The sequence below is a fragment of the Streptomyces sp. NPDC018026 genome (genome assembly GCF_044327745.1).
In the GTDB taxonomy this organism is placed as follows: Bacteria; Actinomycetota; Actinomycetes; order Streptomycetales; family Streptomycetaceae; genus Streptomyces; species Streptomyces rubrogriseus.
The window spans coordinates 499,141-521,265 of sequence record NZ_JBIRFY010000004.1 but is presented as its reverse complement, the minus strand read 5'-3'; the positions used below and the strand labels follow the sequence as shown (position 1 = coordinate 521,265).

18 protein-coding genes are annotated in these 22,125 nt (G+C 72.6%); 6 read left to right on the top strand and 12 right to left on the bottom strand.

Annotated elements, in window-relative coordinates; all coding sequences use genetic code 11:
• Nucleotides 1-164: 164 nt before the first annotated feature.
• Together ACH4D3_RS16540 and ACH4D3_RS16535 are read right to left on the bottom strand one after the other, a co-directional pair.
• Nucleotides 165-2,351 (bottom strand): protein kinase, encoded by a 2,187-nt coding sequence (locus tag ACH4D3_RS16540; RefSeq protein ID WP_398322758.1) that lies wholly within the window; start codon nt 2,349-2,351, stop codon nt 165-167.
• A gap of 112 nt (nt 2,352-2,463) precedes the next feature.
• Complete coding sequence (locus tag ACH4D3_RS16535) at nt 2,464-4,170, bottom strand: glycerol-3-phosphate dehydrogenase/oxidase (RefSeq protein WP_398322357.1); 1,707 nt, start codon at nt 4,168-4,170, stop codon at nt 2,464-2,466.
• Nucleotides 4,171-4,472: 302 nt separating this feature from the next.
• Between ACH4D3_RS16535 and ACH4D3_RS16530 the strand changes: the two genes are divergently transcribed.
• Nucleotides 4,473-5,690, top strand: a complete 1,218-nt coding sequence (locus tag ACH4D3_RS16530) for a nucleotide sugar dehydrogenase (RefSeq protein ID WP_161376401.1) — start codon at nt 4,473-4,475, stop codon at nt 5,688-5,690.
• A gap of 547 nt (nt 5,691-6,237) precedes the next feature.
• Here ACH4D3_RS16530 and ACH4D3_RS16525 read toward each other — a convergent pair.
• From ACH4D3_RS16525 to ACH4D3_RS16510, 4 genes are all read right to left on the bottom strand, one after another.
• Nucleotides 6,238-7,362 carry a GuaB3 family IMP dehydrogenase-related protein gene (locus ACH4D3_RS16525; RefSeq protein WP_052839813.1) on the bottom strand — a complete coding sequence of 375 codons (1,125 nt, stop codon included), beginning with the start codon at nt 7,360-7,362 and terminating at the stop codon, nt 6,238-6,240.
• Between the two features lie 147 nt (nt 7,363-7,509).
• The gene (gene guaB / locus ACH4D3_RS16520; protein WP_373901501.1) at nt 7,510-9,015 is read right to left on the bottom strand and encodes an IMP dehydrogenase; all 1,506 of its coding nucleotides are present in this window, start codon (nt 9,013-9,015) and stop codon (nt 7,510-7,512) included.
• 154 nt (nt 9,016-9,169) lie between these two features.
• Complete coding sequence (locus ACH4D3_RS16515; RefSeq protein WP_003974204.1) at nt 9,170-9,757, bottom strand: sigma-70 family RNA polymerase sigma factor; 588 nt, start codon at nt 9,755-9,757, stop codon at nt 9,170-9,172.
• 280 nt (nt 9,758-10,037) lie between these two features.
• Nucleotides 10,038-10,649, bottom strand: coding sequence for a response regulator transcription factor (locus ACH4D3_RS16510; protein WP_003948568.1), 612 nt, complete (start codon nt 10,647-10,649; stop codon nt 10,038-10,040).
• A gap of 381 nt (nt 10,650-11,030) precedes the next feature.
• Between ACH4D3_RS16510 and ACH4D3_RS16505 the strand changes: the two genes are divergently transcribed.
• Nucleotides 11,031-11,369, top strand: a complete 339-nt coding sequence (locus tag ACH4D3_RS16505) for a WhiB family transcriptional regulator (protein WP_003974205.1) — start codon at nt 11,031-11,033, stop codon at nt 11,367-11,369.
• Between the two features lie 68 nt (nt 11,370-11,437).
• On the opposite strand, the gene ACH4D3_RS16500 is transcribed toward ACH4D3_RS16505, so the two are convergent.
• Complete coding sequence (locus ACH4D3_RS16500) at nt 11,438-12,358, bottom strand: LysR family transcriptional regulator (protein ID WP_398322351.1); 921 nt, start codon at nt 12,356-12,358, stop codon at nt 11,438-11,440.
• Between the two features lie 96 nt (nt 12,359-12,454).
• On the opposite strand from ACH4D3_RS16500, the gene ACH4D3_RS16495 reads away from it, so the two are divergent.
• The 3 genes from ACH4D3_RS16495 (at nt 12,455) to ACH4D3_RS16485 (ending at nt 15,386) form a co-directional block, all read left to right on the top strand.
• A complete protein-coding gene (locus ACH4D3_RS16495) occupies nt 12,455-13,123 on the top strand; it encodes an MOSC domain-containing protein (RefSeq protein WP_398322755.1) in 669 nt (222 codons plus the stop codon).
• A 54-nt stretch (nt 13,124-13,177) separates the two neighbouring features.
• Nucleotides 13,178-13,951, top strand: coding sequence for an SDR family NAD(P)-dependent oxidoreductase (locus ACH4D3_RS16490; RefSeq protein WP_398322348.1), 774 nt, complete (start codon nt 13,178-13,180; stop codon nt 13,949-13,951).
• A gap of 178 nt (nt 13,952-14,129) precedes the next feature.
• Nucleotides 14,130-15,386, top strand: coding sequence for a hypothetical protein (locus ACH4D3_RS16485; protein WP_398322345.1), 1,257 nt, complete (start codon nt 14,130-14,132; stop codon nt 15,384-15,386).
• Nucleotides 15,387-15,578: 192 nt separating this feature from the next.
• Here ACH4D3_RS16485 and groL read toward each other — a convergent pair whose 3' ends face one another.
• The 4 genes from groL to ACH4D3_RS16465 form a co-directional block, all read right to left on the bottom strand.
• Nucleotides 15,579-17,201, bottom strand: a complete 1,623-nt coding sequence (gene groL, locus ACH4D3_RS16480) for a chaperonin GroEL (protein ID WP_398322343.1) — start codon at nt 17,199-17,201, stop codon at nt 15,579-15,581.
• A gap of 144 nt (nt 17,202-17,345) precedes the next feature.
• Nucleotides 17,346-17,654, bottom strand: a complete 309-nt coding sequence (groES, locus tag ACH4D3_RS16475; protein WP_003974211.1) for a co-chaperone GroES — start codon at nt 17,652-17,654, stop codon at nt 17,346-17,348.
• Nucleotides 17,655-17,917: 263 nt separating this feature from the next.
• On the bottom strand, nt 17,918-18,682 hold the full coding sequence (locus ACH4D3_RS16470) for a polysaccharide deacetylase family protein (RefSeq protein WP_398322340.1): 765 nt from the start codon (nt 18,680-18,682) through the stop codon (nt 17,918-17,920).
• Nucleotides 18,679-19,599 (bottom strand): polysaccharide deacetylase family protein, encoded by a 921-nt coding sequence (locus tag ACH4D3_RS16465; RefSeq protein ID WP_398322337.1) that lies wholly within the window; start codon nt 19,597-19,599, stop codon nt 18,679-18,681. The genes ACH4D3_RS16470 and ACH4D3_RS16465 overlap by 4 nt, the downstream gene beginning before the upstream one ends.
• A gap of 90 nt (nt 19,600-19,689) precedes the next feature.
• Here ACH4D3_RS16465 and ACH4D3_RS16460 point away from each other — a divergent pair, with 90 nt between their 5' ends.
• Nucleotides 19,690-20,862, top strand: coding sequence for a methyltransferase domain-containing protein (locus ACH4D3_RS16460; RefSeq protein ID WP_398322334.1), 1,173 nt, complete (start codon nt 19,690-19,692; stop codon nt 20,860-20,862).
• Here the strand turns inward: ACH4D3_RS16460 and ACH4D3_RS16455 are convergent.
• A complete protein-coding gene (locus ACH4D3_RS16455) occupies nt 20,859-22,115 on the bottom strand; it encodes an RNA polymerase sigma factor (RefSeq protein WP_398322331.1) in 1,257 nt (418 codons plus the stop codon). The two genes, ACH4D3_RS16460 and ACH4D3_RS16455, sit on opposite strands and share 4 nt — an antisense overlap.
• Nucleotides 22,116-22,125: the final 10 nt, after the last annotated feature.

The following is a 22,125-nucleotide window of genomic DNA, read 5'->3' as shown; positions in this document are numbered from 1 at the left end:
CCCGGCAGCCGTCGGTCAATTCCGTTCGTCCGGCGGGCCGTTCCGGCTGCGTACGGTCCGCAACCACTCACGATACGTGCCGGAGGCAACCCGCAATGAGCTGATGCCAGATCTCGGGCGGCTCAAACCCGGGCCCCGTCGTCCCGGGGTCCGGGCCCCTCCGCTCAGGACTTGGGTTCGAAGGTCTTCGACAGGGTCCGCCAGGTGTTCCGGCGCAGGTCGTCGCCCCAGTCGGCGGCCTTCGCGGTGTACATGAGCGCGTAGCCCTGGTGGTCGTTGACGACGAACCCGCGGTCTACGGTGCGGTACTTGGTGCCGCCGTCGGTGTAGGTGAACTCCCAGTCGGCCGCGTTCCAGCCCCGGTAGCCCACCTTCTCTATGCGGACCTTCTGGTAGTTCGAGCGGACCATGTACTGCTCCTGGCTCTTCCAGTCCGCGACGGGGTCGCCCTTGGGCGTGGAGGTCCAGGCGACCAGCAGCTTCTGCCCGCGGGGCCCGGTGAAGCGGTCGCCCGAGGAGCCCGTGGAGGCGAACTTCCAGCCCTCGGGCAGTCCGATGCGGTAGCCCTGGCCGCCCTGGTGGGTGGCGGCCACGTCCTCGTCGTCGGCGGACTTCCCTGCGTCGTCCGGCTCGCCGCCGGTCTTGCCGGACCCGCTCGCCCCGGTGTCCGGGGCGCCGGTCGACTCCCCGTTCGTCGCCGGGTCGGAGGCGGAGCCGTCGGTTCCGGTGCCGCTCTCCTCGTCCTGCTTGGTGTCGCCGCTCGCACCGGCGGAGGCGACCGCCTTGCCGCCGTCGCCGCCCTCGGCGCCCTTGTCGTCGTCGCCACCGCCGAGCGTGAGCGCCAGCACGGTGCCGAGCACGGCCAGCGCCACGACCACCGCGATGATGATCAGCGTCCGGCGCGGCACCACGTCGGTGAGCGGGGCCCGGGGCACGGGCCGGGCGGGCAGGTCCGGCGGCGGTACGACGGGCCAGCCGGAGCTCCGCGCTCCCCCGGCCGCGTTCGCCGCACCGGCCCCCGGGCCGACGGCACCGGGCCGCGCGCCCGCACTCGCGCCCGCGCCGGGTCCCGAGACCGATCCCGAGACCGATCCCGCCCTCGGCGCCGGCGGCGCGGCGGCCGTCCCGGCGGATCCGTGAGCGGTGGGTCCGTGGGTGGTGGGCCCGTGGGTGGCCGGCCCGTGGGTGGTGGCCCCGTGAGCGGTGGCCCCGTTGGCTGTGGTTCCGTGAGCGGTGGGGGTCCCCGTGGCTCCCGCCGCGCTCCGGCCGCCGTCGCCGGGCTTGGCCCGCGAGGCGGCCGCGGCGCCCGCCGCACCGGCCCCGACGGCGGCCTTGCGCACGGAACGCAGCGCCCCGCGGAGCTTCTCCCCGGCCTCCTCGCCCAGCTTGCCGCCGGACCCCTGGGAACCGCCGCCGCCGCGGCGCCTGCGCCCGTCCGGCTGCGGGGGCAGCGGCACGACCTTGGTGGCGTCGACCGGTTCGGTCCCGGCCGCCGGCTCGGGCGCGTGGATGACCTTGTTGAGCATCGCTCGGGCGCCCGCGTCGTCGAGCCGCTGGTCGGGATCCTTGGTGAGCAGCCCGTAGATGACGTCCCGCAGCGGGCCGGCGTTCTTCGGCTCCTCCAGGTTCTCCGTCATCACCGCGGTGAGCGTCGCGATCGCCGAGCCCCGGTCGTAGGGCGGGGTGCCCTCGACGGCGGCGTACAGCAGTCCGCCCAGCGACCACAGGTCGGCGGCCGGGCCCGGCTTGTGGCCGCGGGCGCGCTCGGGGGAGATGTAGGAGGGGGCGCCGACGAGCATGCCGGTGGAGGTGATGGAGGGGTCGCCCTCGACCTGGGCGATGCCGAAGTCGGTGAGCACGACCCGGCCGTCCTCCGCGATCAGCACGTTGGACGGCTTCACGTCGCGGTGCAGGATGCCCTCGCGGTGCGCCGAACGCAGCACGTCCAGGACCGCGAGGCCGACTTCGGCGGCGCGCCTGGGCTCCAGCAGTCCGTCCTCACGGATGGCCTCGGCGAGCGACTTGCCCTCGACGAGTTCCATCACGATCCACGGCCGGTCGTCCTCCTCGACCACGTCGTAGACCGTGACGGCGCTGTTGTTGCGGATCCGCGCGATCGCCTTGGCCTCGCGCAGCGTGCGCGTGATCAGGCGCCGCTTCTCCTCCTCGTCGATGTTCCCCGGGAACCGCAGCTCCTTGACGGCGACCGTGCGTCCGAGGGTCTCGTCCTCCGCCCGCCACACCGTCCCCATGCCGCCGCGGCCGAGCACGTCTCCCAGCCGGTACCGCCCGGCGAGGAGACGTGCGCTCTTGTCCGTACGGGATGTCCCCGCCCGCTCCGCCTCCGACATGCGTCCCCTCATGCAACCCGCCCTGACAGAGCCTTCATTGTCCCTCACCCGACAAGTGCTCTACGCCCAGGGGGCCCGCAGGGTTCCCTCCCCGCCCTCCTCGGGGGGTGTCCTAGCGCGCCGCGATGTCCGGCGCCCCCAGCCTGGCCGCGTCGGCCGTCAGGTCGTCCGGCTGGCGCTGCGACTCGCGCTCGGCCTCGACCCGCTTCTCGTAGTGCTGGATCTCCCGGTCGACCTGGCCCTGGTCCCAGCCCAGCACCGGCGCCATCAGCTCGGCGGCCTCGCGGGCGCAGCGCGTGCCCCGGTCGAAGGTCTCGATGGAGATGCGGGTGCGCCGGGTGAGTACGTCGTCCAGGTGCCGCGCGCCCTCGTGCGAGGCGCCGTAGACGACTTCGGCGCGCAGGTAGTCGTCGGCGCCGGTGAGGGGCTCGCCCAGGGAGGGGTCGGCGGCGACGAGTTCGAGCAGTTCCTCCGTCAGCGAGCCGTAGCGGTTGAGCAGATGCTCGACGCGTACGACGTGCAGTCCGGTGCGCGCGGCGATCCGGGCCCGGGCGTTCCACTGCGCGTGGTAGCCCTCGGCGCCGAGCAGCGGGGTCTCCTCGGTGACGCAGTCGGCGACCCGCAGGTCGAGCCCGTGCACGGCCTCGTCGACGGCGTCCTTGGCCATCACCCGGTACGTCGTGTACTTGCCGCCCGCCACGACGACCAGGCCGGGCACCGGGTGGGCGACGGTGTGCTCGCGCGACAGCTTGCTGGTGGCGTCCGACTCGCCGGCCAGCAGCGGGCGCAGTCCGGCGTACACGCCCTCGACGTCGTCGCGCGTGAGGGGCACCGACAGCACCGAGTTGACGTGTTCCAGCAGGTAGTCGATGTCGGCGCTGGACGCGGCCGGGTGGGCCTTGTCCAGGTCCCAGTCGGTGTCCGTGGTGCCGATGATCCAGTGCCGGCCCCAGGGGATGACGAACAGCACGGACTTCTCGGTGCGCAGGATCAGGCCGGTGCTGGAGTGGATGCGGTCCTTGGGCACGACCAGGTGGATGCCCTTGGAGGCCCGGACGTGGAACTGGCCGCGCTCGCCCACCATCGCCTGGGTGTCGTCGGTCCACACCCCGGTCGCGTTCACCACCTGCTTGGCGCGGACCTCGTACTCGCCGCCCGCCTCGACGTCCCGCACCCGGGCGCCGACCACGCGTTCGCCCTCGCGCAGGAAGGAGGTGACCCGGGCCCGGTTGGCGACCTTGGCGCCGTACGCCGCGGCGGTGCGCACCAGCGTGGCCACGAAGCGGGCGTCGTCCATCTGGGCGTCGTAGTACTGCAACGCGCCGACCAGCGCGTCCTTCTTCAGCGCGGGCGCCACGCGCAGGGCGTGACGGCGGGTCAGGTGCCGGTGCAGCGGCAGGCCGCGCCCGTGACCGCGGGCCATCGACATGGCGTCGTAGAGCGCGACGCCCGAACCCGCGTACAGCCGCTCCCACCCCTTGTGCTGGAGCGGGTACAGGAACGGCACCGGCTTCACCAGGTGCGGCGCCAGCCGTTCGAGCAGCAGCCCGCGCTCCTTCAGCGCCTCCCGCACGAGGACGAAGTCGAGCATCTCCAGATAGCGCAGGCCGCCGTGGATCAGCTTGCTGGACCTGCTGGAGGTGCCCGAGGCCCAGTCCCGCGCCTCGACCAGGCCGACGGACAGGCCGCGCGTCACGGCGTCGAGGGCGGTGCCCGCACCGACCACACCCGCGCCCACCACCAGTACGTCGAGTTCGCGCTCGGCCATGGCCGCGAGTGACTCGGCGCGCTGCGCCGGCCCAAGGGTCGCTGTCCTCACTGCTGCCTCCCGCTGTCGGTCGCGTCGGCCGCACCCGTCGGGCGAGCCCCGTTCCTGGTACCCACCATGCCCAGATTCTGACCGGCCCGCCCGACTTCGGCAGCCGCGGGCCCGAACCTGTGGACAACTTGCCCACGGGCCCGTACCGGCAGGCAGCGCGGCGTCGACACTCGCCGAAACTCCGCAGATCAATACCGCAAATCGGTCATATTTACTCCTAGTCTGACGTTGTGCTCGCCCGTCCTGTCCACCGGGCTTGCGCACCTGTCCCGCTTCGGCTACTGGGAAGGACGGCCCACGCCATGCCCGCAGATCTCGCCGTCATCGGACTCGGCCCGTACGGCCTGCCGCTGGCCCAGGCCGCCGTCGCCGCCGGCATCCCCACCCTCGGCTACCGCACCGGACCCGAGGCCGACCCGCTCACCCCCGCCGAGGTGCGCCGGATGCTCGCCACGGGCTTCCGCACCCCGGCCGGACCGGCGGGACCGGCCGAGCTGGGCCGGGTCCGCACCGCGGTCATCTGCGCGCCCACCCCGCCGGGCGCGGACGGCGGCCTGGACCTCACCCAGGTGGAGGCCGCCGCCCGCACCCTCGCCGCCCACATGCGCCCGCACACCACCGTCATCCTGGAGTCGCCGGTGCGGCCCGGCACGACGGAGGACTTCCTGCGCCCGCTCCTGGAGCAGGGCTCGGGGCTGCGCGCCGGCCGCGACTTCCACCTCGCCTACTCCCCCAGCCGCGTCGACCCGGGCAACCGCGACTTCACCCCGGCCAACACCCCGAAGGTCATCGGCGGCCTCACCCCGGCCTGCACCGAGTCGGCCGCCGCCTTCTACAGCCGCCTCACCGACAAGGTGGTCCGCGCGAGGGGTCCGCGGGAGGCGGAGACGGTCCAGCTCCTGGAGACCAACTTCCGGCACGTAAACATCGCCCTGGTCAACGAGATGGCCGTGCTCTGCGACGACCTCGGCGTCGACCTGTGGGACGTCCTGCGCTGCGCGGAGACCAAGCCCTTCGGCTTCCACGCCTTCCGCCCCGGACCCGGCGTCGGCGGCCACTCCGTCCCCCAGGACCTCACCGGCCGGGCCCCGCACAGCCTGCGCATGGTGGAGCTGGCCCAGCAGGTCAACGCCCAGATGCCCCGCTACGTCGTCCAGCGCGCCGCCGCCCTCCTCAACGAGCACGGCAAGTCCGCGCGCGGCGCCCGGATCCTGCTCCTCGGCGTCACCTACAAGGCCGACCTCGCCGACCAGCAGGCCACCCCGGCCGAGGAGATCGCGACCCGCCTGATGTCGATGGGCGCCGCCGTGAGCTACCACGACCCGCACATCCCGTCCTGGAACGTCGCCGACCGCCCCGTCCCCCGCGCCGACTCCCTCTACGAGGCCGCCGCCGACGCCGACCTCACGATCCTGCTCCAGCAGCACCGCACGTACGACCTCCAGGGCCTGTCGGTCAAGGCCCAGCTCCTCCTGGACACGCGGGGCGCCACACCCACGGGGGCGGCGCACCGGTTGTGAGCCGGGGGCGCACGGGGGTGACCGTGCCACGGGGTTGGTGGTGAGAGGGCGGCTGCGCCGGTACGGTGGGGAGCGGCGGGAGCCCACCGCAGTGGGCCTGCGGCAGGCTCCCGAGAAGTGAACGGAGTGTCCACCCCTACTTCTCTTAGGGGTGGCCGCTCACTTCCCGTAAATCCGCAGGATCCACCTCCTCCGGAACTTCACCATCCGCAGACGGATCCGGTCCCAGCGGGTGGGCTTGCGGTGACGGCCCATGGCGCGCCCCCTTCCACGATGCCGCCCATATCCCGGTGAGGCGGTCCGTCTGGAATTCGGGCCGGGCCCCGAGGAGCGGGGTCCGGAACGGTTCCTTGGAAGGGGGCGCCCCAGAGAACTGGGTCGCCGAGCAGGGACATTACCGATCCGGCACGGCCCTCCCCCGCGTATTCGCCCCGAACACCACCGCACGCCCCCGTGCCGCGTCACGCGCCCCCTCAAGAGCTCCCGAGCACGCGAAAGGGGCCGGTCACCCCACCTGGGTGACCGGCCCCTTCACATGCCGTGGCGGCTACCGCCGGTGCTGCGAGTCGGCGACCGTGACCTCGACGCGCTGGAATTCCTTCAGCTCGCTGTAGCCGGTGGTGGCCATGGCGCGGCGCAGGGCGCCGAAGAAGTTCATCGAGCCGTCGGGGTTGCGGGACGGGCCGGTGAGGATCTCCTCGATGGTGCCGACCGTGCCGAGGTCGACCTTCTTGCCGCGCGGCAGCTCCTCGTTGACGGCCTCCATGCCCCAGTGGTTGCCCTTGCCCGGCGCGTCGGTGGCGCGGGCCAGCGGGGAGCCCATCATCACGGAGTCGGCGCCGCAGGCGATGGCCTTGGGCAGGTCGCCGGACCAGCCGACGCCGCCGTCGGCGATGACGTGCACGTACCGGCCGCCGGACTCGTCCATGTAGTCCCGGCGGGCGGCGGCCACGTCGGCGACCGCGGTGGCCATGGGCACCTGGATGCCGAGCACGTTGCGCGTGGTGTGGGCGGCGCCGCCGCCGAAGCCGACGAGGACGCCCGCGGCGCCGGTGCGCATCAGGTGCAGGGCGGCGGTGTAGGTGGCGCAGCCGCCGACGATCACCGGGACGTCGAGCTCGTAGATGAACTGCTTCAGGTTCAGCGGCTCGTGCGAGCCGGAGACGTGCTCCGCGGAGACGGTGGTGCCGCGGATGACGAAGATGTCCACGCCCGCATCCACGACGGCCTTGGAGAACTGGGCGGTGCGCTGCGGGGAGAGCGCGGCGGCGGTGACCACGCCCGAGTCGCGCACCTCCTTGATGCGCTGCCCGATCAGCTCCTCCTTGATGGGAGCGGCGTAGATCTCCTGGAGGCGGCGGGTCGCGTTGTCGGTGTCCAGCTCGGCGATCTCGTCGAGCAGCGGCTGCGGGTCCTCGTGCCGGGTCCAGAGCCCTTCCAGGTTGAGGACGCCGAGGCCGCCCAGCTCGCCGATGCGGATGGCGGTGGCCGGGGAGACGACCGAGTCCATGGGAGCGGCCAGGAACGGCAGCTCGAAGCGGTAGGCGTCGATCTGCCAGGCGATCGAGACCTCCTTCGGGTCCCGCGTACGGCGGCTGGGGACGACGGCGATGTCGTCGAAGGCGTACGCCCGGCGGCCGCGCTTGCCGCGCCCGATCTCGATCTCAGTCACGTCTGTGGCCTTTCCCTGATGCGTTGCAGCGCCTTCCAGTATCCCCGACGGGTGCGCCGGGGCACCGCAGAGGGCGGCCCCGGATGCTCCGGAGCCGCCCTCGGAGGCTGCTGCCCGTGTACTTGCTTGCTACGACCGTACGGCCGCTTACTTGCTGCGGCTGTAGTTCGGCGCCTCGACCGTCATCTGGATGTCGTGCGGGTGGCTCTCCTTGAGGCCCGCGGAGGTGATCCGGACGAAGCGGCCCTTGGACTCCATCTCCTCGATGGTGGCGGCGCCCACGTAGCCCATGGTCTGGCGCAGGCCGCCGACGAGCTGGTGCAGGACGTTGGCCAGCGGACCCCGGTAGGGCACCTGGCCCTCGATGCCCTCGGGCACGAGCTTGTCGTCGGAGGCGACCTCGGCCTGGAAGTACCGGTCCTTCGAGTACGACCGGCCCTGGCCGCGGGACTGCATGGCGCCCAGCGAGCCCATGCCGCGGTAGGACTTGAACTGCTTGCCGTTGATGAACTGCAGCTCGCCCGGCGACTCCTCGCAGCCCGCGAGCAGGCTGCCCAGCATCACGGTGTCGGCGCCGGCGGCGAGCGCCTTGCCGATGTCGCCGGAGTACTGGAGGCCGCCGTCGCCGATGAGTGGGACCCCGGCGGCGCGGGCGGCGAGGGAGGCCTCGTAGATCGCGGTGACCTGGGGGACGCCGATGCCGGCGACGACGCGGGTGGTGCAGATGGAGCCGGGGCCGACGCCGACCTTGATGCCGTCGACACCGGCGTCGATCAGGGCCTGGGCGCCGTCGCGGGTGGCGACGTTGCCGCCGACGACGTCGATGCCGACGCTGGACTTGATCTTCGACATCCAGCTCAGCGCGTTGCTGTTGTGGCCGTGCGAGGTGTCGACGACGAGGAAGTCCACCCCGGCCTCGGCGAGGGCCTGGGCGCGGTCGAGGGCCTCGGGGCTGGCGCCGACGGCGGCGCCGACCAGCAGGCGGCCCTTGGCGTCCTTGGCGGCGTGCGGGTACTGCTCGGCCTTGACGAAGTCCTTGACCGTGATCAGGCCCTTGAGGACGCCGTCGCCGTCGACCAGCGGAAGCTTCTCGATCTTGTGGCGGCGCAGCAGCTCCATGGCGTCCACGCCGGAGATGCCGACCTGGCCGGTGACCAGCGGCATCGGCGTCATGACCTCGCGCACCTGCCGGCTGCGGTCGGTCTCGAAGGCCATGTCGCGGTTGGTGACGATGCCGAGCAGCTTGCCCGCGCCGTCGGTGACCGGGACGCCGCTGATGCGGAACTTGGCGCACAGGGCGTCGGCCTCGCCGAGGGTGGCGTCCGGGTGGATGGTGATGGGGTTGGCCACCATGCCGGACTCGGAGCGCTTCACCAGGTCGACCTGGTTGGCCTGGTCCTCGATGGACAGGTTGCGGTGCAGGACGCCGACGCCGCCCTGGCGGGCCATGGAGATGGCCATCCGGGACTCGGTCACCTTGTCCATGGCCGCGGAGAGCAGCGGGATGTTGACCCGCACGTTGCGGGAGATGCGGGACGAGGTGTCGACCGCGTTCGGAAGCACCGCGGAGGCGCCCGGCAGCAGCAGCACGTCGTCGTAGGTCAGCCCGAGTGTCGCGAATTTCTCGGGCACTCCGTCGACGTTGGCAGTCATGACACCTTCCCCAAATGGCCTTGATCGGTGCGGATGTCCATGCTAACGGGAAGTGGACGTGGCTCATTCCACGATCAAGGAAGCGTGCGACCTTCGTGCTTTTGTACGAGAGCCGCTTCCGTACGAGTCGGACTCTCGCCGGGCGCCGCGCGCCCTACTGCTCCGCCAGCGCCCGCAGCCGGCTCAGCGCCCGGTGCTGGGCGACCCGCACGGCCCCCGGTGACATTCCCAACATCTGTCCGGTCTCCTCGGCCGTGAGCCCGACCGCGATGCGCAGCAGGAGCAGCTCGCGCTGGTTCTCCGGCAGGTTGGCCAGCAGCTTCTTGGCCCAGGCGGCGTCGCTGTTGAGCAGCGCCCGCTCCTCGGGGCCCAGCGAGTCGTCCGGTCGCTCGGGCATCTCGTCGGACGGGACTGCCGTGGAGCCGGGGTGGCGCATCGCGGCGCGCTGGAGGTCGGCGACCTTGTGGGCGGCGATGGCGAACACGAACGCCTCGAAGGGGCGTCCGGTGTCCTTGTAGCGGGGCAGCGCGAGCAGCACCGCGACGCAGACCTCCTGGGCGAGGTCCTCGACGAAGTGCCGGGCGTCGCCGGGCAGCCGGGACAGGCGCGTGCGGCAGTAGCGCAGCGCCAGGGGGTGGACATGGGCGAGCAGGTCGTGCGTGGCCTGCTCGTCCCCGTCCACGGCGCGGTGGACGAGCCCACCGACCGTCCCCTGGTCCGGGGGCGCATCGTCGTCACGCATCGGTCCATGGTGCCTTGCGGCCGTCCGATCCGTGGCTCCGTGCCCGTTGTTGTGCACCGAAGCGTTATGAGCAGGTGCGCCGGAACTCATCCCCTGCGCCCTCCCCTTCCGCTCGACCGACTCGTCCCCGAGGAACTCCACACCTCAAGGATGCGTCATCCGCGGCGAAACGAGGAGCGGGCCTCCGGCGGGTCGCCTTGTCACCCCCGCTCACCTCGCGATAAGCGGGGATCCTCACGTCCCCGACGGGCCCTTTCGGACTCCATCGCACGGGGAGCCCCTAGCGGACCAGGCCCCACCGGAAGCCGAGCGCCACGGCGTGTGCCCGGTCCGAGGCGCCGAGTTTCTTGAAGAGCCGACGGGCGTGGGTCTTGACGGTGTCCTCGGAGAGGAACAGCTCACGGCCGATCTCCGCGTTGGAGCGGCCGTGGCTCATGCCCTCCAGGACCTGGATCTCCCGCGCGGTGAGCGTGGGCGCGGCGCCCATCTCGGCCGAGCGCAGCCGGCGCGGGGCGAGCCGCCAGGTCGGGTCGGCGAGGGCCTGGGTCACGGTGGCGCGCAGTTCGGCGCGCGAGGCGTCCTTGTGCAGATAGCCACGCGCGCCGGCGGCGACCGCGAGGGCCACGCCGTCCAGGTCCTCGGCGACGGTGAGCATGATGATGCGCGCGCCGGGGTCGGCGGACAGCAGCCGCCGTACGGTCTCGACGCCGCCCAGGCCGGGCATGCGCACGTCCATCAGAATCAGGTCCGAGCGGTCGGCACCCCAGCGGCGGAGGACTTCCTCGCCGTTGGCGGCCGTCGTCACGCGCTCGACGCCGGGCACGGTCGCGACCGCGCGGCGGAGCGCCTCTCGGGCAAGCGGGGAGTCGTCGCAGACGAGGACGGAAGTCATGGCCGTCCTCCGCAGCTCTTGCGCGTCACGTTGAGCCTCCAGGCTGGTACGAAATCGTCACCTGTGCGGTCGACCGTCCCGGACGCCCGCCCGAGCACTTGTTCCTTCAACCGCCTCCGCACTCTCAACGATGGTCACTCGAAAGAGTTACGGGGCTGTGTGTCGTCTTCGGCACTCTACGTGAGGGGGCGGGCACGCAGCAGACATGCGGGTGGGACCCGCGCCGTTTCATCACAAGCGGTGCCCCATTCAGCCGCTTTTCTTCCACTTCGCTGGTGTCTGCGGCTAGATTCGCAATGAGTCATATTTTCATCTCCTTAGATCGTAGTTGTACGGTCGTGGACACCGTATCCACCCAGAACGGCTACAAGGGGTCACGCAATGGCAGATTTCTCCCGCCTTCCCGGACCGAACGCGGACCTGTGGGACTGGCAGCTCCTGGCTGCGTGCCGCGGGGTGGACAGCTCGCTCTTCTTCCATCCGGAAGGCGAACGCGGTGCGGCACGGAGTGCTCGCGAGAACTCGGCCAAGGAGGTCTGCATGAGGTGCCCGGTCCGCGCCGAGTGCGCGGCGCACGCGCTGGCGGTGCGTGAGCCGTACGGCGTGTGGGGCGGGCTGACCGAGGACGAGCGCGAAGAACTCATGGGACGGGCCCGCAACCGCCTGGTGGCGGCGACGGCCTCGGCGTCGGCCGGCGGGGAGGCGGCCGGCCCTCACTGAAGGAACGTTTCTCTGGAAGAACCCGACGAAAGGCCCCGCAAGGACCCCCGCAGGGCTCCCCGACGCGGTCAGCGCGTCGCCGACTGGCGCGCCCCCGCCCGGGCCAGCTCGTCCAGTGTGGCCGTCACGGCCGGCACCTGCGCCAGGTCGGGCAGCGTGAGCGCGACGATCTCCCGCCGCACGGCCGGCTCCAGCGTGACCGTACGCACGCCCCGCGGCCGTACGGACTCGACGGCGAGCTGGGGCAGCACGGCCACGCCGAGGCCCGCGCCGACCAGGCCGACCACCGCCGGGTAGTCGTCGGTCGCGAAGTCGATGCGCGGGGTGAAACCGGCGCCCTCGCACACCTCGACCAACTGGCCGCGACAGCGCGGGCAGCCCGCGATCCAGGACTCCCGGGCCAGTTCCCCGATCGCCACGGATCCGTCCCCTTCCGCGCGGGCGAGCCGGTGCCCCTCGGGAACCAGCGCCACCAGCCGGTCGGTCAGCAGCGGCCGTACGACGAGGTCGTCCCACTCCTCCGCGCCGGCCGCGCCCTCGTAGCGGAAGGCGAGCGCCACGTCGCAGTCGCCCTCGCGCAGCAGCTCGACGGACTTCGGCGGCTCGGACTCCTCCAGGAAGACCCGGGTGCCGGGGTGCGCGGCGCGCAGCGCGGCCAGGGCGGTCGGCACGAGGGTGGAGCTGCCGCTGGGGAAGGAGACCAGCCGGACCCGTCCGGCGCGCAGCCCGGCGATCGCGGCGACCTCCTCCTCGGCCGCGGTGAGCCCGGCGATGATCCCGGCGGCGTGCCGCACCAGCGCCTCTCCGGCCTGGGTCAGTCGCATCTCGCGCCCGGTGCGCACGAGCAGCGGGGTGCCGACGGAGGACTCCAGGGCCTTCATCTGCTGGCTGACGGCGGGCTGGGTGCAGCCCAGCTCGCGCCCCGCGGCGGAGAAGGAACCGGTGGATGCCACGGCGCGCAGCACGCGGAGATGACGGGCCTCGATCACACCCCCGAGGATAAGCGACCCTTTGACCGGACGCCGAATAACGCGTAGCCGCTTTGATCGCGCATGACCTACCGTTCCGGCATGCACCTTTCCGCCATGAGGCTCCTGTCCGTCAACCTGGGACGCGCGAAGGAGGTGCCCTACACGGACCAGCCCGAGGGCGTCACCGGCATCGACAAGCGGCCGGCCGACGGACCCGTGCGGGTGGCGGCTCCCGGGGCGAAGGGGTTCGGGGCGAGCGGTCTGGCCGGCGACACCGTCTGCGACACACGGCACCACGGCGGCGACGACCAGGCGGTCTACGCGATGGCGCGCGAGGACCTGGACGACTGGGAGCGCACGCTGGGCCGCGAGCTGCCGAACGGCTCGTTCGGCGAGAACCTCACCACCACGGGCCTGGACCTGGCCGGGGCCCTCATCGGCGAGCGCTGGCGGGTCGGCCCCGAGCTGCTCCTGGAGGTGACGTCCGGGCGCATCCCCTGCCGCACCTTCCAGGGCCACATGGGTGAACAGCGCTGGGTGAAGCGCTTCACGGAGAAGGGCGCGCCGGGCGCCTACTTCCGCGTCCTGGAAGCCGGTGAGATCCGGGCGGGCGATCCGGTGCGGATCGTGCACCGGCCCGCGCACGAGGTGACGGTGGCCCTGCAGTTCCGCGCGGTGACGACCCAGCGGGACCTGCTCCCCCGGCTGCTCGCCGCGGGCGACGCGCTGCACCCCGAGGCGCTGGCGTCGGCGCGGAAGTACGTGGCGCGGTACGGCGCCTGAGTGAAGCGGACGGGCTCGGTCCGGGGCCATCACCCCGCGCCCTAACCTTGCGCCATGACAACGGCATTGATTACGGGCTCGACGGCGGGCCTCGGCGCCGCGTTCGCGCGGCGGCTGGCGGCCGACGGACACGACCTGGTGCTGGTGGCCCGTGACACCGAGCGGCTGCGCGAGCAGGCCACGGAGCTGCACGACCGGCACGGCATCGAGGCGGAGGTGCTGACGGCCGACCTGTCGGCGGACGCCGGCATCGACGCGGTGGCGGCCCGGCTGTCCGACCGCAGGAACCCCGTCGACCTGCTGGTCAACAACGCCGGTTTCGGCAACAAGGGCCGCTTCCTCGACGTCCCCATGGCCGACGAGCTGACCATGCTCAAGGTGCACTGCGAGGCGGTGCTCCGGCTGACCTCGGCGGCGGTGGAGGCGATGCGGGAGCGGGGCCGCGGCGGCGTCGTCAACGTGGCCTCGGTCGCCGCGTTCGTCCCGCGCGGCACCTACGGCGCCTCCAAGGCGTGGGTGGTCCAGTTCACCCAGGGCGTGGCCAAGGACCTGGCCGGCAGCGGCGTCCGCCTGATGGCCCTGGCCCCCGGCTTCATCCGCACGGAGTTCCACGAGCGGGCCGGCATGGGCACGGACAACATCCCGAACTGGATGTGGCTCGACGCGGACAACGTCGTCGCGGCGGCCCTCGCCGACCTGTCCCGCGGCAAGTCCCTGTCGATCCCCGACCCCCGCTACAAGACCCTGATGGGCGCGGCGAAGCTGGTGCCGCGGGGGCTGCTGGGCGGGATCACGTCGCGGACGGGGCGCAAGTACGGCCCGCAGTAGGGGTCGCATTAGGGGTGGCAGTAGGGGTGGCGGTGGGGGTCGCCGACCGGCTCGTCACCCGAACGTGTGGTCCGTCCCGGACCCTTCCTGGCGGGCTGCCCGCGCGACGTAGCGTCGGGTGGCTGCGCCCGCAGCGGGCGGGAGGTCGCAGGTTCGGCGAGGGAGAGGGCGGCATCGCGTGAACGCGGGCACTGGTGACCGGGGCGAACTGTTCGTCGACGGCATCGACAGGGGGCGTACGGACGGGGCGAGGTCGGGCCGGGGGGCGGTGACCGGGGGCGGGACGGTGTTGTTCTCCGACGCTCCCGGCGGCGGGTCGCCGTCGGCGGTCCCGGCCTCGGCCCGCCCCCGTGCGACCGGTGCGGCCGGTGCGGCCGATGCCGGTGCCGCCTCCGTCCCGCAGGCCCGGCCCGCCCCGCTGCCCCGGCCCGGCGGTGTCCCCGCCCGGGCCCGGAAGGCGGGCCGATGGGCGAAGGTCGCGCAGCGGATGGTGCCGCACGACCTCCAGCCCGAGGTGCTGCGCGTGGAGCTGACCGAACTCGGGGACGCGTTCCGCGCGTACCAGCGGCGCCCGGAACCGGACCTCGCCGTCCTCGCCGAACTGCACGACCGCAAGGCCCGCGCCTTCGCCCTGTGGGCGGACGTCACCGCCGACGCGTCCCTGCGGGAGGAAGCGGACCGGGCCGCGGCGGCCGCGCGGACCACCCGCGAGATGGACGCCAACCGCCGCGGCCTCCCGGTGGGCGGGGAGGGACCCGTGGTCGAGCGGCTGCTGACCCGGGGTCAGGGCGTCCACGCCCGCGAGGTGCTGGAGCACGTCCGGACCGGCTCCCCCTTCCCCGAGGCCGAGGCGCGGCTCGCGGTGCTGATGCTCACCCTGCGGGCCGCGCGCGCCGGTACCGGGAACGTCACCGGGCAGGACCTGGGCGGCTGGTTGCAGGGCGACGCCGAGCGGGTGCTCCAGGGGCTCGTCGACGTGGGCTGGCTGCTGCTGCCGCAGGACGTCACCGCCGACGACGCGCTGATGTCCCGGCCCGAGGAGCCCACCCGGATCACGGTGCCCACGCTGATTCCCACGCAGCCCCGCCCGTTCTTCTTCGGCAAGGTCACCCGGGCGCGGCTCTCGGGGTGGGCGCAGAAGGTGGTGGGCGACCGGAAGCTGCGGAAGAAGAAGGCGGGGGCCGCCACCAGGCTCCTCGCGGTGTACACCGCGGCCCACAGCCGTCCCGACGGGTGCCTGGGAGCCGTCGGCGAGGACGCCGGTCCGGCGCTGGACGAGGTCGCCCAGTTCTGCGGCCTGCGGCCCGAGGACGTCGCCGAGCACGCGGGGCTGCTGGTCGCCGCCGGCTGGCTCGCGGAAGGGGCGGACACCGCCGACGGCCGCCTGCGGGGCCGGCTCGCCGAGCGCGTACTGCCGCTGAGCGGACTGCTGTGACGGCTCGTCGCTGAGGTTCGTCAGGGGAATCGCCCCAAAGGGGCGCGGGGAACTGCGCGCGCAACCACGACGTCGCCGCACCCGGCAACGAACCCGGTGGGGCAGACGCCGACCCGGCACCAGAGCCCAGAAGCAACGGTGCCCGGCCCCCCGCAGGGGACCGGGCACCGTTCGCTCAGCTCAGCGCAGCGCTCAGTGGGCGTGGCCGTGGCCCGCGGCGGCGGCCGGCTCTTCCTCTTCCTTCTTCTCGACGACCAGGGTCTCGGTCGTCAGCAGGAGGGAGGCGATGGAGGCGGCGTTCTCCAGGGCGGAGCGGGTGACCTTCACCGGGTCGATGACGCCGGCCTTGACCAGGTCGCCGTACTCGCCGGTGGCGGCGTTGAAGCCCTGGCCCTTGTCGAGCTCGGCGACCTTGGAGGTGATGACGTAACCCTCCAGGCCGGCGTTCTCGGCGATCCAGCGCAGCGGCTCGACGGCGGCGCGGCGGACGACCGCGACACCGGTGGCCTCGTCGCCGGTCTTGCCGAGGTTGCCCTCGAGCACCTTGACGGCGTGGACCAGCGCGGAGCCACCACCGGAGACGATGCCCTCCTCGACCGCGGCGCGGGTCGCGGAGATGGCGTCCTCCAGACGGTGCTTGCGCTCCTTCAGCTCCACCTCGGTGGCGGCGCCGACCTTGATCACGCACACGCCGCCGGCCAGCTTCGCGAGGCGCTCCTGGAGCTTCTCGCGGTCCCAGTCGGAGTCCGTGTTCTCGATCTCGGCCTTGATCTGGGCGATGCGGCCCTGGACCTCGTCGCGCTTGCCGGCACCGTCGACGATCGTGGTGTCGTCCTTGGTGACGGTGATGCGGCGGGCGGTGCCGAGCACCTCGAGGCCGACCTGGTCGAGCTTGAGGCCGACCTCCTCGGAGATGACCGTGGCGCCGGTGAGGACGGCCATGTCCTGCAGCATCGCCTTGCGGCGGTCGCCGAACCCGGGGGCCTTGACGGCCACCGCGTTGAAGGTGCCGCGGATCTTGTTGACGACGAGGGTGGAGAGCGCCTCGCCCTCCAGGTCCTCGGCGATGATCAGCAGCGGCTTGGAGGCGTTGGCCTGGATGACCTTCTCCAGCAGCGGCAGCAGGTCCGCGATGGAGGAGATCTTGCCCTGGTTGATCAGGATGTACGGGTCGTCGAGGACGGCCTCCATGCGCTCCTGGTCCGTCACGAAGTACGGCGACAGGTAGCCCTTGTCGAAGGCCATGCCCTCGGTGAAGTCCAGCTCCAGACCGAAGGTGTTGGACTCCTCGACGGTGATGACACCGTCCTTGCCGACCTTGTCCATCGCCTCGGCGATCAGCTCGCCGACCTGCTGGTCCTGGGCGGACAGCGCGGCCACGGCGGCGATGTCGGACTTCTCGTCGATCGGGCGGGCGGTGGCGAGAAGGTCTTCCGACACGGCGGCGACGGCCGCGTCGATGCCCTTCTTCAGCAGCGCCGGGGAGGCACCGGCGGCGACGTTCTTCAGGCCCTCGCGCACGAGCGCCTGGGCGAGCACGGTGGCGGTGGTGGTGCCGTCACCCGCGATGTCGTTGGTCTTGGTCGCCACCTCCTTCACCAGCTGGGCGCCGAGGTTCTCGTACGGGTCCTCGACCTCGACCTCGCGGGCGATGGTGACGCCGTCGTTGGTGATGGTGGGGGCGCCGAACTTCTTGTCGATGACGACGTTGCGACCCTTGGGGCCGATCGTCACCTTCACGGTGTCGGCGAGCTTGTTGACGCCGCGCTCGAGGGCGCGACGGGCGTCCTCGTCGAACTTCAGGATCTTCGCCATGGGAGCGTGAGCCCTCTTCCGGAAATCTTGGGGTTATACGGCAACTGCGCCCCCGACGCCCGGCTTTTTATGGTCGCGGGAGCCAGGGGCGCAGCTGTAAAGCAAGGTGCTTCGGTGAAGTGAAGAGCTACTTGAGAGCTACTTCTACTTCTCGACGATCGCGAGCACGTCGCGGGCCGAGAGGACGAGGTACTCCTCGCCGTTGTACTTCACCTCGGTGCCGCCGTACTTGCTGTACAGCACGACGTCGCCGACGCTGACGTCGAGCGGAAGGCGGTTGCCGTCCTCGAAGCGGCCCGGGCCGACGGCCAGGACGACGCCCTCCTGGGGCTTCTCCTTGGCGGTGTCCGGAATGACCAGGCCCGAAGCCGTGGTCTGCTCGGCGTCGAGCGGCTGGACCACGATGCGGTCCTCGAGCGGCTTGATGGCAACCTTGGAGCTGGTGGTCGTCACGATCCGACCTCCCCCTTCGGAGATCTCACGGGGTTAACTGTCTGAGGTGGCGACCAGGTGGATCCGTCGTCGCGGGTGCCGGACCTGCCCGTCGCGTAGTTGGCACTCTCCACTGGGGAGTGCCAGAGCCGAGACTATGACTGCGATTAGCACTCGGTCAAGCGGAGTGCCAATGCCGGCGGCGCGTCGGCGGGGATTTCGGCCTGGACGGCCTCGTCCTCAAACGCCGGACGGGCTGGATTGTGCCGGTCGGCGTCGAGGAGTCAGAGGTAATTTTCCAAGTCGCCCACCCTCAGCCCCTGCTCCTCGATCGTCTCCAGCAGACGTTCCGTGCGGGCCGTCAGGTTCGTGGCCGTCGGGTGGTCCGGGTCCACGGCCACGATGTCGCCGGGGTGGAGGCGGTGGTCGCCGCGGGTGTAGGTGAGGGCGCCGTCGGCGTCGAGGGTGGCGCGCCACAGGACCAGGGCCGTGATGCCGCAGTCGGCGGCGGCGCGCAGGGTCGTGGTGTCGTACGTGCCGTGCGGCGGGCGGAAGAGATGGGCGCGGGCCCCGAAGCGGGACCTGAGCTTGCTCTGCTGGCCGCAGATCTCGGCTCGCTGGCCGGCGTAGGGCAGGCCGCGCAGGGAGCGGTGGTCCAGGGTGTGGTTCTGCAGGCTCGCGCCGAACGGGCGCAGCCCGGCCAGCTCGCCGTACGCCGGTCCGGCGACGGTGTCGGTGAGGAACAGGGTGACCGGGAGCCGCCGTTCGCGGATCAGGCCGGCGAAGGCGGGGTCGCGCTCGGCGCTGTCGTCGTAGGTGAGGAAGACGACCGGGTCGTCGGTGCGGACGTGGTCCACGACGGGCGGCAGACGACGGCCCCGGTCGGCGTCCTGGGCGGGGTCCCCGGCCGCCGCCGCGTGTTCGGCGGGGGCGGGGGCGGCGGCGATCCGGTCGCAGCCGGTGAGCGGGAGCAGCAGGAGCAGGGGCAGCAGCGGGATCAGGAGGGTGGCCGGGGCGGCGCCGGCCGGACGGAGCCGCCCCCGCCTCACAGGTAGTCCTCCAGGCGGGCCACCGCGTACCCGTCGGCGGTGATCCGGTCCAGGAAGCGGCGGACCATGTCGGTCATGGTGCCGTCCCAGTCGTTCTCGCCCCGGAAGTGGGTGAGGACGATGTCGCCGGGGTGCAGGTCCTGGTCCCACTCGCGGTACTCCCAGTGGTCGACGTACACCTCCTCGCTCCAGATCGGGGCGTACTTGATCCCGCAGGACTTGGCGGCGCGCAGGGTGTCGCGGTTGTAGTTGCCGAAGGGCGGGCGGAAGAGGACGGGGCGCTTGCCGTAGCGCTTCTCCATCACGTCCTGCATGCCGCAGATCTCGTGCTTCTGCTCCTCGTAGGAGAGCGCGGGGAGGTACGGGTGGCTCAGGGTGTGGTTGTTGAGGGTGATGCCGCGGGCCTGCATCTTCTTGAAGTAGCCGTAGTCGTCCTTGATCTCCTCGTCGGTGAGGAAGACGGTGTACGGGATCTTCAGCTCGCTCATCATCTTCAGGAACGCCGGGTCCTTCTCGGCGCCGTCGTCGATGGTGAGGAAGACGACCTTCTCCTTGGTGGGGACCGTGGTGAAGACCGGCGGGAGGCCGTCCTCCTCCTGGCCGTCGACCTCGAAGCCCTCGCGGGCCTTGATCTCCGGCTTCTTCGCGGGGGCCGCGGGGGCCGTCAGCGGGACCTTCTTCAGGTCCCAGCGCTTGGCGGCGGCGGCCAGCGCCGCCCGGGCCTCGCGAGCCTTCGCCGCGCCGTCGACCGCGCGGGCCGGGGGTGCCTGCTGACCGGGGGCGCCCCGCACGCCTTGGTCCGCTGCCTGCGCACAGCCGGCGGCGAGGGCGGCGACGGCGAGGACGGTGGTGGCACGAAGGGCCCGGGACACGCGACGCGATGCCCGACTTTTGTCATTTTGTACGACTGCTTGCATGGTGCCGGATCCTCGCAGTCCCCCGCGGCCGAACCCGGCCCGACACCGCCCCGGAGGCACACCATCCACCGACTGGCCCACAATGACCCGGTGAACGACCTCGACCTCCTCCTCACCCCCGAAGGCCGCGCGCTCCTCGACGAGGTGCGCGACACCGACCCCGTGCGGGAGTTGGCGGTCGCGACCCGGCTGCGGCGCACGCATCCCGCCGAGCTGGTGTCGGCGGCGCTCGGGCAGGCGCGGCTGCGGCAGCGGGCGGCGGCGAAGTTCGGGGCCGAGGACGCCGGGCGGATGTTCTTCACTCCGAACGGGGTCGAGCAGTCGACGCGGGCGAGTGTGGCGGCGTACCGGGCGGGGCGGTTCGCGGCGCTGGGCGTGGCCTCGGTCGCCGACCTGTGCTGCGGGATCGGGGGCGACGCGATCGCACTGGCCCGCGCCGGGATCCGGGTGCTCGCCGTCGACCGGGACCCGGTCACGGCAGCGGCGGCCCGGGCGAACGCCGACGCGCTGGGGCTCTCCGGCCTGATCGAGGTGCGCGAGGCGGATGTCACGGAGGTGGACACGGAGGCGTACGACGCGGTGTTCGTCGATCCCGCGCGCCGGGGCGGGCGGGGCCGGATCTTCGATCCCGAGGCGTACTCGCCGCCGCTGTCCTGGGCCGTGCGGGCGGCCCGTACGGCGCCTCGGGCCGCCGCGCTGAAGGTCGCGCCCGGCATCCCGCACGAGGCGGTGCCCGAGGACGCCGAGGCGGAGTGGATCTCCGACGGGGGTGACGTGAAGGAGGCCGTGCTGTGGTTCGGGACCGGCGCGGCTCCCGGAGCGGTGCGGGCCACGCTGCTGCCCGGCGCCCGCACCCTGCCCGGCAGCGGCCTGCCCGACCCCGAGGTGCGCACGCCCGGCCGGTACCTGTACGAACCGGACGGCGCCGTCATCCGGTCCCACCTGGTCGCCGAGGTCGCCGCACAGGTCGGCGGCGGCCTGCTCGACGCGACCATCGCGTACGTCACCGCCGACGCACTGCTGCCGACGCCGTACGCCACGGCGTACGAGATCACCGACCGGATGCCCTTCAACGTCAAGAAGCTCAAGGCGCTGCTGCGGGAGCGCGGGGTCGGCACGCTGACCGTGAAGAAGCGGGGCTCGGCGGTCGAGCCGGAGGAGCTGCGGAAGAAGGTCAAGCCGCAGGGGCCGAACTCCGCGACGGTGTTCCTGACGCGGGTCGCGGGGGCGCCGACGATGCTGATCGGGCACCCGGCGCGTTAACCGGTCGCCTCCCGCGCCCGGGCCAGCAGGAGCGCGCGTTCGCGGGCGTTGCGGGTCAGGGAGGCGGCCCGTTCGAACTCCTCGCGGGCCTCCGCCGCGCGGTCCAGGCGGAGCAGGAGGTCGCCCCGGACGCTGGGGAGCAGGTGGTAGTCGCGCAGGGCCGGTTCCGCGGCGAGGGCGTCGACGAGGGCCAGGGCGGGGGCCGGGCCCTCGGCCATCGAGACGGCGACGGCGCGGTTGAGTTCGACGACCGGGGACGGGGCACGGGCGGCGAGCAGGGCGTAGAGCGTCGCGATGCGCGGCCAGTCGGTCTCCTCGTAGCTGAGGGCGGTGGCGTGGCAGGCGGCGATCGCGGCCTGGAGGGCGTACGGGCCCGGCCCTTCGGCGCCGGTGGTGGCGTGGGCGTGGCCGAGGGCGGTGACGCCGCGGGTGATGAGCAGGCGGTTCCAGCGGCGGCGGTTCTGGTCCCGCAGCAGCACCGGCTCGCCGTCGGGGGCGGTGCGGGCGGCGGTGCGGGAGGACTGGAACTCCAGCAGCGCGGCCAGGCCGTGGACCTCGGGTTCCTTCGGCATCAGGGCCGACAGGACGCGGGCCAGGCGCAGGGCGTCCTCGCACAGGGCGGGGCGGAGCCAGTCGTCGCCTGCGGTGGCCGCGTAGCCCTCGTTGAAGATCAGGTAGATGACCTCGAGGACCGAGCCGAGGCGGGCCGCGCGATCCGGTCCGTACGGCACCTCGAAGGCGACGTTCTTCCTGGCCAGGGTGCGTTTGGCGCGGACGATGCGCTGCGCGACCGTCGGTTCGGGGACGAGGCGGGCGCGGGCGATCTCGGGCGTGGTCAGGCCGCCGAGCAGGCGGAGGGTGAGGGCGATGCGGGCCTCGGCGGACAGCACCGGGTGGCAGGCGGTGAAGACCAGCCGCAGCAGGTCGTCGTCGATGTCCTCGGGGTCGGCGGGCTCCTCGGGCGGGGGCGCCGAGACGGGCAGGTCCCGGCCGATCTCGGCGAGCTTGCGGGCGTAGGTCTCCCGGCGCCGGATCAGGTCGACGGCGCGGCGGCGGGCGGTGGTCATGAGCCAGCCGCCCGGGTTGTCGGGCACGCCGTCCCTCGGCCACTGCTCCAGGGCGGCGACCAGGGCGTCCTGGGTGAGTTCCTCGGCGATGCCGACGTCCCGGACGAGCCGGGCGACCGCGGCGATCACGCGGGGCGACTCGAGCCGGAAGACGGTTTCGAAGGCTGCGGCGGGCTGTGCTTCCACAGCCCACCAT